At 57.3% G+C, this 13,161-nt stretch carries 14 protein-coding genes; 7 read left to right on the top strand and 7 right to left on the bottom strand.

Features of this window, described 5'->3' with window-relative positions; all coding sequences use genetic code 11:
• Positions 1-329 precede the first annotated feature (329 nt).
• On the bottom strand, positions 330-1,625 hold the full coding sequence (gene asnS / locus ACZ5AM_RS09920; RefSeq protein WP_464914791.1) for an asparagine--tRNA ligase: 1,296 nt from the start codon (positions 1,623-1,625) through the stop codon (positions 330-332).
• Positions 1,626-1,895: 270 nt separating this feature from the next.
• Here asnS and ACZ5AM_RS09915 point away from each other — a divergent pair, with 270 nt between their 5' ends.
• Complete coding sequence (locus ACZ5AM_RS09915) at positions 1,896-3,164, top strand: amidohydrolase family protein (RefSeq protein WP_464914790.1); 1,269 nt, start codon at positions 1,896-1,898, stop codon at positions 3,162-3,164.
• Between the two features lie 53 nt (positions 3,165-3,217).
• A complete protein-coding gene (locus ACZ5AM_RS09910; RefSeq protein ID WP_088858601.1) occupies positions 3,218-3,421 on the top strand; it encodes a 30S ribosomal protein S17e in 204 nt (67 codons plus the stop codon).
• 40 nt (positions 3,422-3,461) lie between these two features.
• Here the strand turns inward: ACZ5AM_RS09910 and ACZ5AM_RS09905 are convergent, their stop codons facing one another.
• A complete protein-coding gene (locus ACZ5AM_RS09905) occupies positions 3,462-4,052 on the bottom strand; it encodes an ArsR/SmtB family transcription factor (RefSeq protein WP_464914789.1) in 591 nt (196 codons plus the stop codon).
• A gap of 114 nt (positions 4,053-4,166) precedes the next feature.
• On the opposite strand from ACZ5AM_RS09905, the gene ACZ5AM_RS09900 reads away from it, so the two are divergent.
• From ACZ5AM_RS09900 to glmM, 5 genes are all read left to right on the top strand, one after another.
• Entirely contained in the window at positions 4,167-4,466 is a 300-nt protein-coding gene (locus tag ACZ5AM_RS09900; protein WP_464914788.1) for a DUF424 domain-containing protein, read from the top strand.
• Between the two features lie 5 nt (positions 4,467-4,471).
• On the top strand, positions 4,472-5,641 hold the full coding sequence (locus tag ACZ5AM_RS09895; protein ID WP_464916130.1) for a 60S ribosomal export protein NMD3: 1,170 nt from the start codon (positions 4,472-4,474) through the stop codon (positions 5,639-5,641).
• 34 nt (positions 5,642-5,675) lie between these two features.
• Complete coding sequence (locus ACZ5AM_RS09890) at positions 5,676-7,034, top strand: ADP-specific glucokinase (RefSeq protein WP_464914787.1); 1,359 nt, start codon at positions 5,676-5,678, stop codon at positions 7,032-7,034.
• Positions 7,035-7,103: 69 nt separating this feature from the next.
• Positions 7,104-8,498 carry a mannose-1-phosphate guanylyltransferase/mannose-6-phosphate isomerase gene (locus ACZ5AM_RS09885; protein WP_464916129.1) on the top strand — a complete coding sequence of 465 codons (1,395 nt, stop codon included), beginning with the start codon at positions 7,104-7,106 and terminating at the stop codon, positions 8,496-8,498.
• 1 nt (position 8,499) lies between these two features.
• Entirely contained in the window at positions 8,500-9,870 is a 1,371-nt protein-coding gene (gene glmM, locus ACZ5AM_RS09880; RefSeq protein ID WP_464914786.1) for a phosphoglucosamine mutase, read from the top strand.
• Here the strand turns inward: glmM and ACZ5AM_RS09875 are convergent.
• From ACZ5AM_RS09875 to ACZ5AM_RS09855, 5 genes are all read right to left on the bottom strand, one after another.
• Positions 9,867-10,661: an energy-coupling factor ABC transporter ATP-binding protein gene (locus ACZ5AM_RS09875; RefSeq protein WP_464914785.1), complete on the bottom strand. Its 795-nt coding sequence runs from the start codon at positions 10,659-10,661 to the stop codon at positions 9,867-9,869. The two genes, glmM and ACZ5AM_RS09875, sit on opposite strands and share 4 nt — an antisense overlap.
• The gene (locus tag ACZ5AM_RS09870; protein ID WP_464914784.1) at positions 10,658-11,317 is read right to left on the bottom strand and encodes an energy-coupling factor transporter transmembrane component T family protein; all 660 of its coding nucleotides are present in this window, start codon (positions 11,315-11,317) and stop codon (positions 10,658-10,660) included. The genes ACZ5AM_RS09875 and ACZ5AM_RS09870 overlap by 4 nt, the downstream gene beginning before the upstream one ends.
• A 1-nt stretch (position 11,318) precedes the next feature.
• Positions 11,319-11,567, bottom strand: a complete 249-nt coding sequence (locus ACZ5AM_RS09865) for a PDGLE domain-containing protein (RefSeq protein WP_464914783.1) — start codon at positions 11,565-11,567, stop codon at positions 11,319-11,321.
• Complete coding sequence (locus tag ACZ5AM_RS09860) at positions 11,564-12,178, bottom strand: energy-coupling factor ABC transporter permease (protein ID WP_464916128.1); 615 nt, start codon at positions 12,176-12,178, stop codon at positions 11,564-11,566. Before ACZ5AM_RS09860 ends, ACZ5AM_RS09865 begins: the two co-directional genes overlap by 4 nt.
• A gap of 178 nt (positions 12,179-12,356) precedes the next feature.
• Positions 12,357-13,160, bottom strand: a complete 804-nt coding sequence (locus ACZ5AM_RS09855) for a proteasome assembly chaperone family protein (protein WP_464914782.1) — start codon at positions 13,158-13,160, stop codon at positions 12,357-12,359.
• Between the last annotated feature and the right edge of the window lies 1 nt (position 13,161).

Below are 13,161 nucleotides of genomic sequence, written 5' to 3'. Positions count from 1 at the left end.
AACATGGAGTGACATTAGGCGGCATTGGGAACCAGATCCTGCTAGAGTAGATATCCTCCTGTTTCATGATCTTCTAGATAATCACTAGCCGAAATTGAAAGATGCCATTGATCAATTTAATAGGCTTTTAAAAAGCTTAGAGAACAGTGCCAACATTAAACACAGAAAAGAGATAGTGCAGAGACTTGGCCAACAAAGAGACGTCATCCTGACTGAACTAAAAAGACTTGAATTAATGGAACTATTACCCGGACGCTGTGAGTTCATTTCTGGTGAGTGGAAAGAAAAGAGGTAAACAATTTCCGCCAGCGCTTGCGAAGCAAGGGCTGTCATGGATACAGCCTGCTCGGCGTCCTCGGAAAGAGGGTTGCCCAGCGGACGTGGTCAAGCTTGAGGACCCATGCTACAAGGCGTTCCAGTCCGAGGCCGAAGCCGCTGTGCGGAACTGAACCGTACTTCCTGAGGTCGAGGTACCACTCGTAGTTCTTCGGATCCATGCCCTCCTCGAGTATTCTCTGCACGAGCTTGTCGTAATCGTCCTCACGCTGGCTTCCTCCGATGATCTCACCGTATCCCTCGGGCGCGAGCATGTCCGCCGCGAGAACCTTCCTCGGATCCTCTGGGTCCTCCTTCATGTAGAAGGCCTTGATGCCCTTCGGATAACCGTAGACGAAGAACGGGGCCTCGAACTCCTGGGTGAGGATCCTCTCCTCGTCGGCACCCATGTCCTCGCCCCATTCTATCTCGACGCCCTTGCTCTGGAGTATGTCTATTGCCTCGTCGTAGCTTATCCTCGGGAACGGCGGGACGGTGTTCTTAAGGGTCTTGATGTCGTCCTTGCGGTAGAGCTCGATATCCTTCCTCCTCAGCTCAAGCGTCCTCTGCACCATGTAGCTCACTAGCTCCTCCTCGACCTTCATGATGTCCCAAAGGTCCATCCAAGCCGCTTCGAGCTCGAGGTGCCAGAACTCTGTCAAATGTCTCCTCGTTCTGCTCTTCTCGGCCCTGAAGCTCGGCGTGAGGCTCCAGACCTTCTCGAGGCCGAAGATGGCAGCTTCAAGGTAGAGCTGGGCCGACTGGCTGAGGTAGGCGGTCTTGTCGAAGTACTTGAGCTTGAAGAGGGTCGCGCCGCCTTCAACAGCTCCCGTGACGAGTATCGGTGGGAAGACCTCGTACCAGCCGTCCTGGAGGAGCCATTCTCTGGCGGCCTGCATCATCGTGGCTTTAACCTTCATTATCGCCGCCACTTTTGGTGAGTGGAGGTGCAGGTGCCTAACGTCGAGCAGGAACTCCTCGCTGGCGTCTTTAGTTATCGGGAAGAAGTCCACGTTCTGGACGATCTCTATCCTGTCCGCCTGAATCTCAACACCGGTAGGAGCGCGGGGATCAGCCTTGACGGTCCCCTCGATGATGACGCTCGACTCGATTCCGACCTTTTTCGCCTCGGCGTAGGCTTCCTCGCTCAGTTCTTTCTTGAATATCGTCTGGACTATCCCGCTCGAGTCGCGGAGGACTATGAAGACCTTCTTTCCAACCTCTCTCTTCCTGTAAACCCAACCGGCGAGCTTGACGCGCTTACCTTCCATCTCGGGCCTTACATCGGCACAGTAAACCTTATCGATCATCTTACCACCTCCAGGGGCTTTGAGGGTGAGTTTATAACGGTAGCGATAGTCCGGAATGGGCCCGGACACCGGGCAATCGGGCCAGCCAAAGCTAACCTAGAAGAGTCAATTCGTCCAGATCTCAATGGCGGTTATTCCCTTTGATACCCTGAGGATCGGCGGCATGGTATTCGATGGTGCCCTAGTCATTTAAATCCTTTGGGCCGGTTTATGTCATTCTGGCAGAAACCTTAATTACCCCTCCGTCATATGTTCGATAGAGGTGGGAGCGTGTTCGCATTAACTGGTACGGTGGTTGATTCGAGGGGAGTCCTTCAAGATCACGCCGTCGTCGTGGAGGGGAACACGATCTCTGCTGTTCTCCCCCTGGGGGAGCTTAGATCCCTGGGTGTGGACGAGGTCTACGGCGGGAGGGGGTACCTGGTCATACCCGGTCTAGTCAACGCGCACACCCACGTGGCCATGGCCAGGTTTCGGGGCCTCGGGGAGGATCTTTCAACGGAGAGGTGGCTTAACGAGGTCATCTGGCCGATGGAGCGCGAGTGGAAGCCCGAAGAAATTCGCCGCTGGGCGCTGCTCGGGATGGCCGAGGCCCTGGCAAACGGTTCCACAACCATAAACGACCACTACTTCTTCGCGGATGAGATAGCGAAGGCCGCTGAAGAATTGGGAATTCGGGCCTTCATCGGGCAGACCGTTATGGACGAGGTTGATTTTCCTCTAGCGAGGCCTGATGATGGTTTCCGCTTCTTCAAACGCTGGGACGGAAAGGACGACCTCGTTAAACCTGTTCTGGCACCACACGCAACCGACACCGTCTCGCTGGAGCTCATGCGGGAGATCGGCGAGTTCGCCGGCGAGAGAAACGCCTTGGTTCACCTCCACCTGGCCCAGAGCAGGGCTGAGGTAGAGACCGTAAAGCGCCGCTACGGCCTCACTCCCCTGGAATACCTTAGAAGGGCAGGTGTCCTGGGCGAACGCCTCATAGGGGTTCACGGCGTCTATTTAAGCGGTGATGAGCTCGCCGAATACGGGGGGAGCGGGGCGACCCTGGTTCACTGCCCCACGAGCAACGTCAAGCTGGAGGGCAGAACCGCTGAACTGGGGCCTCTCCTGGATGCCGGGGGAAACGTTGCCCTGGGCAACGACTCCCCGAATCCTGTTGGGATAATGGACATGTTCCTAGAGATGCGCTCCGCTTCGCTCGCGAAAAACCTCTCTGAGGGGCGGGCACACGCGGCTGGGGCTAGGGAAGTGTTCAAGTGGGCTACGCTTGGTGGTGCGAGGGCTTTGAGCATGAAGGCCAGACTCATAAGGCAGGGCTACCTGGCGGACTTGGTTCTCTTGAACGCCAGAAAGCCGCAGTTCCTGCCGGGGGAGGATCCATACTCCCACCTGGTCTACTCCGCGCGCGGGAGCGACGTTGAGGTGGTGGTTGTCAACGGCAGGGTCGTTTACAGGGACGGCCTTTTTGTTAAGCTGGGGAAGGACATAGCCGGGCTCTGGGAGGAAGTTTGGAAGTCCATGGAAAAGTTTTAAAATGCACCTGGAGATTTGGCTATGGCTTGGTTCAGGCTAACGGAGGGATCGAGATGGGAAACATCAAGCAGACTTTCATCAAGAGAACCGCACGCGAGCTGTTTGACAGGTACCCTGACCAGTTCACCAGGGACTTCGAGCACAACAAGAAGAAGGTTGAGGAGCTCACCAACGTTACCAGCAAGACCATAAGGAACAGGATCGCCGGCTACATAACGAGGCTCGTCAGGATGAAGGAAGAGGGCAAGATACTCTGAGGCTCAGCCCTTACCTTCAATTTTTGCCTTCTCCCGCTTCCTAAAAGTCGTCGAGGTTCGTGACTATCCTCCTGGGCAGCTTGGGCCTTATCTCGCGCATTATCTCCTCGAACATGGCCTCGTTCTCCTGGGCGACCCTCCTGAGGAGGTTCTCTATGTAGGTCTCGATCATCAGCCTGACTTCCTCGAGCTCCCTCTTCGCCTCGAGCATCTCGGCCAGGCGTCTCTCAACGTCGTCCAGGAACTCAACGAGCTCCTTCACCTTCTCCTCCGTCGGTTCTGTTGACTTTATGAGCTCCTTTGCCTCCGAATAGATCCCGCTGCTCCTGACCTTTCTCGGCTCGTAGAGCTCGGTTCCGAACACGTAGGGGGTGAGCATGACCTCCAGCCTGAAGCCCCGCCTTATCGTGTAGTACTTCCTGGGCCTTCCGCGCGGGATCTTTTCGGTTCTCTCCTCTATGAGCCCCGCGCTTTTGAGGATCCTGAGGTGCTCCAGCACGGCCTTCTGCCCCACCCCCAGCTCCTGACTCAGTTCGCTGACGTAGTACGGCCTCTTGGTGAGAAGGATGAGTATCCGCCTCCTCGTCTCGTTCCCCAGTATATCGAGGATCTTCCCCATCTCTGATTCCATTATCTCACCTCCCCCACCTTACTAACTTCATGTAAGAAAAAAGGCCTTTAAGTTTTTTGGTGGCTCACGTTTATAAAGGTCTTGGGCCTCTGATCTCAGCGGGAGTGGGAGGCCATGATATACGTTAAAGTCTACCGCGTTCAGGGAGAGGTCGTTGTAGCCGCATGCGACGAGGAGCTGCTCGGGAAGACGTTTAGGGAAGGAGAGCTAAAGCTCGAGGTGAAGGAGAGGTTCTACAGGGGAGAGCTCCTCGATGAATCCGCCCTCGAACCCCTCCTGAAGGAGGCGACGATAGCGAACCTCGTGGGAGAACGGTGCGTTTCCAAGGCTATAGAGCTCGGCTACGTCGGGGAGGACAGAGTTTTGAGGGTTGAGGGCGTTCCCCACGCCCAGATGGCGAGGATGAAGTGGTGAGGACTATGGCCGGGAGGTTCTGCTACCGGTGCGGGATAAGTGAGGAGGAAGGCGGGCCGCTCATAGACGGCCTCTGCCAAGTCTGCTTCAGGAAGGAGAACCCGGTTCTCCACATCGAGGGTGAGATAAACACCGAGCTGTGTCAGAACTGCGGGAGCTACAGGAGGAACGGGGTGTGGGTCGACCCCAGAAGCTACGAGCTCGAGGAGCTGATATTCGAGGTCGCCGACAGCGCCCTCCTGGAGGAGCTCTCGGAGTCCCTTGACGAGAGGGTCAGGGAATTCGAAGTGGTCCCCGTTGAGGAGCTGGAGGATGTTGAGGAACTCCCTGTGGGCAGTGCTCTCGTTGCGTTTCAGCCCGTTGACTGGCACATCGAATACTTCCCGGCAATAATAACCTACGAGGTTCGCGTTAAAGCTAGAATCCACGAGCTTCAGAGAGAGCTCCACGACGAGAGGAGGTACGTTACAGTCTACGTCCGCCAGACCGTCTGCCCCCGCTGTCAGAAGTTCCTGGGGGGATATTTTGAGGCCATCCTGCAGGTAAGGGCCGAGGGCCGGCCGCTGGCCGAGGACGAGAGAAAGGCCATTGGGAAGCTGGTGGAGGAAAAGGTCGACGAGATCATGAGGAAGGACAGGATGGGCTTCATACAGGACACCATCGAGAAGGAGGAGGGGATAGACTTCTACATGGGCTCCACCAGTGCAGCCAGAAAGATCGCCCAGGCCATAAGGGAGCGCTTCGGGGGGAGCGTTAGCGAGGCCTACGAGCTGGTGGGAACGGATAGGCAGACGAGTAAGGAGGTCTACCGCACGAGCATCAGCGTCAGGATTCCCAGGTTCAGGAGGGGCGACATAGTCCGGGACAGGAGGGGAAACGTGTACGAGGTGGAGCGCGTCGACGGCAAGGGGTTGGGCATCAGGGATCTCCGCACCGGCGAGAGCGAGCACAGGGACTGGAAGACCGTGAGGAGGGACGGCGTTGAGGCCGTTGAGGCCGAGAGGAGTGAGGCCATGGTCACCAGCGTTGGCAGGGACGAGGTTCAGATGATGGACATGGGGAACTACGAGACTTACGAGCTCGAAAAGCCGGGGTTCGAGGTCAAGGAGGGCGAGGTCTACGAGATGGTGCACCTCGGGGGGAGGAGGTACTTCCTGAGGCGCAAGTCTTATTAACCTCCCCACCTTTTTTCACTCTCGGTGATACATTATGTGGGACGGGTTCTACGCTTCTGCCTTCGAGAGGATCAGGGCCAGAATAGAAAACGTTGGAAGCGTTCTCCTGGCCTACAACACCAACATCGACGCGATAAAGTACCTCGACGGGAAAGACCTTGAGGAGAGAATTGAGAAAGCCGGAAAGGAGGAAGCCCTCCGCTACTCCGATGAGCTTCCGGGGAGGATAGAGAACGTCCCCCAGCTCCTCGGCTCGATCCTCTGGAGTGTCAGGCGCGGAAAGGCGGCTGAACTCTTCGTTGAGAGCTGCTCGACTCGCTTCTACATGAAGCGCTGGGGCTGGGACGAGCTGAGGATGGGCGGACAGGTCGGCATAATGGCAAACCTCCTTGGGGGAGTTTACGGCGTTCCGGTCATAGCACACGTCCCCCAGCTTTCGAGGCTCCAGGCGGGCCTCTTCAAGGACGGGCCTATTTATGTGCCGAAGCTCGAAGGCGGGAAGGTCAAGCTCGTCCACCCGAGGAACTTTGCCGGAGACGAGGAGAGCTGCATCCACTACATCTACGAGTTCCCGCGTGGCTTCAGGGTCTTTGATTTTGAAGCGCCGAGGGAGAACCGCTTCATTGGTGCCGCCGACGACTACAACACGACCCTCTTCATAAGGGACGAGTTCAGGGAGAACTTTGAGGAGATAGCCAAGAGCGCCTCGCTGGCCGTGGTGAGCGGCCTTCAGGCCCTCACAAAGGAGAACTACCGCGGGCCCTTCGAGATGGTAAGGGGACACCTCGAGGTTCTCAACGAGAAGAACGTTCCGGCCCACCTCGAGTTCGCCTTTACTCCGGACGAGACCGTCAGGAAGGCCATCCTTGGCCTCCTCGGAAAGTTCTGGAGCGTTGGTTTGAACGAGGTGGAGCTGGCATCGATAATGGAGGTAATGGGCGAGAAGAGGCTCGCTGAAAAGCTCCTCGCCCACGATCCGGTTGACCCGATAGCCGTCACCGAGGCCATGCTCAAGCTCGCGGAAAAGACCGGCGTCAGGAGGATACACTTCCACACCTACGGCTACTACCTGGCCCTTACCGACTACAAAGGCGAGTTCGTCAGGGACGCTCTCCTCTTCGCGGCCCTCGCTGCGGCTGCCAAGGCGAAGCTCGGAGATATAAACTCGATAGGCGACGTGGTTAAAGCCATGGACGTTCCGGTCAACGAAAAGGCCGGGCCTGTTGAGGAGGCCCTCTCGAAGGAGTGCGACATGAGGGGTGGAATAGCCGAGCTTGGTAACTACCAGCTCGCCTTCGTTCCAACGAAGATAGTTGCGAAGCCCAAATCCACCGTTGGAATCGGCGACACCATCTCGAGTTCGGCCTTTGTGGGCGAGTTCGCCCTCCGCTGATTTTTCCTTTCGCCAAAGTTAAAAACAAATGTGACCAAGTAGTTCCCAGGTGTCCCGAGGGTGGTTGCCATGAAGACGCTGATTCTCGCAGGTGGGAAGGGAACCAGACTGTGGCCCCTGAGCAGGGAGCTGATGCCCAAGCAGTTCGTCCGCTTTCTCGACGGGGAAAGCCTCTTTCAGAAGACCGTTGAGAGGGCGCTTAAATTCTCGAAGCCCAATGAAATCTTCATAGTCACGAATCAGAGGTACAAATTCCGCGTATTGGATGATCTGACCGAGCTAGGCGTTGAAGTTCCTGAGGAGAACCTTCTGCTCGAGCCAGCCGGAAGGAACACCCTCCCGGCGATATACTGGGGGATAAAGCGCGTTGAGGAGACCTTCGGCGACTCCATCGTCGCGGTTCTCTCGAGCGATCACCTCATCGACGCCGGGGAGTCCTACGAGAGGGCCTTCAGGAACGCGGAGAGGCTCGCTAGGGATTACCTCGTGACCTTTGGAATAAAGCCGACGAGGCCCCACACGGGCTACGGCTACATAAGGCCCGGCGAGGCCATCAAAGAAGGTAATAACCTTCTCGGCTATACCGTCGCCGAGTTCAAGGAGAAGCCGGACCTCGAAACTGCAAAGCGCTACGTCGAGGAAGGCTACTACTGGAACAGCGGTATGTTCATGTTCCGCACGGGTGTTTTCCTGGAGGAGATGAGGAAGCACGCCCCCGAGGTTGTCAGGGCCTTCGAAGAGGAGAGCGTAGAGAAGGCCTACGAGCTGGCCCCCGATTTGAGCATCGACTACGGGGTCATGGAGAAGACCGATAAAGCGGCCGTCGTCCCGCTCAACGTCTACTGGAACGACCTCGGCAGCTTCGACGCCATCTACGAGGTCCTCGAGAAGGACGAGGACGGGAACGCCGTCAGGGTTTCCGGAAGGAACGCCTATCACATTGGAGTGAACTCAAAGAACAACCTCATAATGGCCGAGCGCCTCACCGCGACGGTCGGCGTGGAGGATCTCATCATCATCGACACCGATGACGCGCTCTTAATAGCCCACCGCGGGGAGGGGCAGAGGGTCAAGGAGGTCTACAAGCGCCTGAAGGAGAGGAACGACGAGAGGGCGATCGTCCACAGGACCGCTTATCGCCCCTGGGGAAGCTACACCGTTCTTGAGGAGAACGACCGCTACAAGATAAAGCGCCTGACCGTCCTGCCGGGCAAGAAGCTCTCCCTCCAGATGCACTATCACCGCTCTGAACACTGGGTCGTGGTGAGGGGAACGGCAAAAGTCCGCGTTGGGGACGAGGAGATACTGTTGCGTCCTGGGGAGAGCACCTTCATCCCGGCCGGCGTCATACACCGCCTTGAGAACCCCGGGAAGGTGGTTCTGGAGGTCATAGAGACCCAGATCGGGGAGTACCTTGGTGAGGACGACATCGTAAGGTTCGACGACGAGTTCGGGAGGGTCTGATATGGGAAGGCTCTTTGGAACCTTCGGTGTCCGCGGGATAGCGAACGAGAAGATAACCCCTGAGTTCGCCCTCAAGATGGGGATGGCCTTCGGGACGATGCTCAAAAGGGAGGGCAGAAAAAAGCCCCTCGTAGTTGTCGGCAGAGATACTCGCGTTAGCGGTGAGATGCTGAAAGACTCTCTAATCAGTGGTTTGCTGAGCGTCGGCTGTGATGTCATCGACGTTGGAATCGCCCCAACACCAGCGATACAGTGGGCGACAAATCACTTCAAAGCGGACGGCGGGGCAGTCATCACCGCCAGCCACAACCCGCCCGAGTACAACGGCATAAAGCTCCTTGAGCCCAACGGCATGGGGCTGAAGAAAGAGAGGGAAGTGGTCGTTGAGGAGGTTTTCTTCAACGAGGACTTCGAGAGGGCCAGCTGGGACGAAATAGGTGAGGTCCGCGAGGAGGACATCATAAAGCCCTACATCGAGGCGATAAAGGCCAGAATTGACGTTGAGGCGATAAAAGCTAGGAGGCCCTTTGTGGTGGTGGACACCTCCAACGGCGCCGGCTCGCTGACGCTCCCCTACCTCCTCCGCGAGCTCGGCTGCAAGGTCGTCAGCGTCAACGCCCACCCGGACGGCCACTTCCCGGCCAGAAACCCGGAGCCCAACGAGGAGAACCTGAAGGAGTTCAAGGAGATAGTGAAGGCTCTTGGGGCTGACTTCGGGGTTGCCCAGGACGGTGACGCCGACAGGGCAGTCTTCATAGACGAGAACGGCCGCTTCATCCAGGGCGACAAGACCTTTGCGCTTGTTGCCGATGCCGTGCTGAGGGAGAACGGCGGCGGGCTGCTCGTCACCACCATAGCCACCTCAAACCTGCTCGACGATATAGCGAAGAGGAACAACGCCGAAGTGATGAGAACAAAGGTCGGCGACCTCATCGTCGCTAGGGCCCTTCTGGAGAACAACGGAACGATAGGAGGCGAGGAGAATGGGGGAGTTATCTTCCCGGACTTCGTCCTCGGTAGGGACGGGGCGATGACGACGGCAAAGATAGTAGAGATCTTTGCCAAGAGCGGAAAGAGGTTCAGCGAGCTCATCGATGAGCTTCCGAAGTACTACCAGTTCAAGACGAAGAGGCACGTTGAGGGCGACAGGAAGGCGATAGTAGCGAAGGTAGCTGAGCTAGCGGAATCAAAGGGCTACAGGACGGACACAACGGACGGAACCAAAATCCTCTTCGATGACGGCTGGGTTCTCGTGAGGGCCAGCGGAACGGAGCCGATAATAAGGGTCTTCAGCGAGGCGAAGAGCGAGGAGAAGGCGAGGAAATACCTCAACCTGGGGCTTGAGCTGTTGGAGGAGGCCATCGGGGCTTAGCCTCTTTTCCACTCCTCCAGCAGCTTCCTTCCCTCTTCCACGCTCTTGGGAACCGGTAGGCCCAGGCTCAGGAAGAGCTCTGCCAGTGGAGGAACGTCGAGGTTGTGCTCCCTCAGAAGGTCAGGGTTTCCGAGTATCTCCTCGGGCGTTCCGACGGTGACTATCCTCCCCCCGTTCATCAGGGCTATCCTGTCGCACAGGGCCAGGTAATCAGCCTCGTGGGAGGCTAGTACCACCGTCTTCCCCTCGGCCCTCAGCCCGGTTATCAGTTCCCTCATTATCCTCTTGCCCCTGAAGTCGAGGTTGGCGAAGGGCTCATCGAAGGCTATCACCTCCGGCTCCATTGCCAGAACCGTGGCTATCGCTATCCTCTTCTTCTCACCGAAGCTGAGCTCCCTGGTTTCCCTCTCTGAGTATTCGAGCATCCCCACTCTTTCAAGCGCCCACAGAACGCGCTCCCTCAGCTCCTCACCGCGCAGACCCAGGTTGTAGGGGCCGAAGGCCACATCCTCAAACACCGTCGGCGAGAAGAGCTGGTCGTTGGGGTCCTGAAAGACTATCCCGACCTTTCTCCGAACTTCCCTCGGGTTTTTTGCCGGGTCAAGGCCGTCCACAATGACTCTACCTTTCTTTGGCCTGAGTATCCCGTTAAGGTGGAGCATGAGGGTGCTCTTTCCTGCCCCGTTGGGCCCGAGGAGACCGAAGGACTCTCCCCTCTTAATCGTGAGGGTTATCCCCCTGAGCACCTCCCTGCCTGGGTATGAGAAGTGAACGTCTTTCAGCTCTATCATACCAGCAGACCCCCCAGTGCGAGCAGGGCCAGGGTCGCCGTCTGGACGTTGGGTCTTGGCTCTTCCAGGCTGGGAAACTCCCCGAAGCCCCTCGCGAGCATGGCCCTGTATATCCTCCCGTTCCTGAGGTATGCCCTGACGAAAACCTCGCCTATGAGGGAGCCGAGCTTCCTGTAGTACTCCCTCCTCCCCACGCCAAAGGCCCTCGAGTCCAGGGCGCGCTTCATCCTAACGGCCTCGTCTGCAAAGAGGTCAAGGTAGCGGTAGGTGAAGGCCAGCGTTAAGGTGAGTATCCGGGGAAACCTTAGCGCCTCCATCTCGGCGAGTATCCTAGAGAATCCCACAGAGCTCGTCACGACCACGGCCGTTCCGGCGGAGAGGAAAGCCTTTCCGAGGAGGGTGAAGAACGAGTACACTCCCTCGTGGGTTATCGGGCCGAGGGGCGTCTCCAGGAGCGGTCTCCCCGGGTTAAACAGGGCCATAACGAACAGCAGCCCCTCGAAGCTGAGGAGAAAGCCGAGCTTTTTGAAAACTCTCTTCTCAGGCCTCATAATGAGAGTGACCCCAAGGAAAAGGAGCGCAAAGTAGACTAACTCGGTGAGGTTCTTTCTCGTCACCACCCCTAGTGCATAAAGGAAAATGAAGGGCAGGTACACTTCAGGCACCCTTGGCGAGCTTTGCCAGACCGTAGCTGACTCCAAAGGCCAGGGTTATGCCGAGCAGGCCCATGACCACGCTCTGACCCCAGGTTTCGCCGTAATCGAGGGGCGCTTGATAAACGGGCTTCTCCTCAAGGCCGACCTTTTCCATCGTTGCCTCCAGCCCGTCGGGGTTGCTCGACGCGAGGGGTAGCACTATCGCCAGCACAACGGCTATAATTATCAAGCCCTTGAAAACCGTCCTCATGCAGGCACCCCCTCAATGGATGGAAGCTTTGCCCTTACGGCGTAGACTATCAGGACGGTGAGTATCGCCTCACCGATTCCGATTATCGAGTGGTAGCCGGCCATCAGGGTGAGCACCTTGAGGAACGGGAGGCTGTGGCTGAGGCCTATCTCAAGCGAGGCAAGAGTCGCCCCGAGGACGACTGAGAGCCACGCTGAAAGGCCCATCGCGAGGGTCTCGTTGATGCCCTTGAGCTTCGTGTAGACTCCGTAGCCTATGAACGCTCCAATAAGCCCCATGTTGAGGATGTTGGCCCCTATCGCGGTTATTCCGCCGTCGCCGAAGAGGAGCGTCTGTATCAGCAGAACCGCTGTCATGACTATCACTGCCGCGTAGGGCCCGAGGGTTATGGCAACCAGCGTCGCCCCGAGAAGGTGTCCGCTGACTCCCCCTATTACCGGGAAGTTGACCATCTGCGCCGCGAAGATTCCTGCCGCGAAGAGTCCGAGGAGGGGTATCTTCTCCTCCGGGAAGTTCCTGAGCTTTTTGGCCGCGTAGGCTATTCCGGCTATCGTTATCGCGTAGGTAACCACTATCACCGGCGTGCTCAGCAGCCCGTCAGGTATGTGCAACCCCAACACCTCCGGTTTTTGGTGTCATCAAACCAATAAAAAGTAGCACGAAATAAAAGCGTTTTTAAAACCGCGTATTACCAACCAAAGGTTTGAAACGGCTTTTGACAGAAACGAAGCCGAAAGAACGGTTTGAAATGCCAGACGGTATAATTTGGAAGAACAAGAGGGCTGAGGATCAGAGGTAGCCCCTGTCCTCCTCTTCTTGGGTCATCTGGGGGGTGCTCTGCTCCAGCATTGCCCTCTGCATCTCTTGAACCTTCCTGAGGATCTCCTCGGTTTCCCTCGCCCTCTCGTCGAGGGCCGACATGTCCACCTCAATGCCCAGTATCTTCGCGACCGCGGAGAGAACGGCTTTAGCCGCTTTGGGATCAACTATGTAGCCGAGGCTCTCCCCGAGCAGGCTTATCCCGTACATCGAGCGGAGCTTGCCCATCCCGAGGAGCAAACCAGCCGCCCCGACTATGGCTCCACCTTCGTCCTCCCTCCAGATCACCTCGACCTGGCAGCCATCGAGCTTTGCCTTGTAGTGCTCTATGAGCTCCTCGTGCGTCACCGCCGCAAGGACCCTTGGATCGCCCTGGAGCTCCGGAACCTGGTAGCCGCCCATGGTTATTATCTCCCTGACCCCGAGTTCCTGGACGAAGTCAAGCATCTTCCCAACGACCTCGAAGTGGCCGGGGCTGTCGGTCGGAGGGACCTGCTGGTCGCCTGTGATGATTATCAGGTCTCTTCCGCTCTCGTCCGGGTTCCTCCAGTAGTAGAACTCGTTCTTCATGAGCTCGACGACGGAGTTCTTCCTGATGAGGACCTGGTGCATGAAGTGCGGTGAGTAAAGTTCGGCGAACTTTACAGCATTGAGTTCCTGAATCAGGTGGTCTGCCGCGAGCTTTCCGACGAGGCCTATTCCCGGGAGCCCCTCTATGAACACGGGATCCCTGAGGCTAGGTCTTTCAAGGATGTGGATTATCGTCTCCTTCATC

The organism is Thermococcus fumicolans, assembly GCF_055386755.1.
This window is presented reverse-complemented; position numbering and strand designations above follow the sequence as displayed.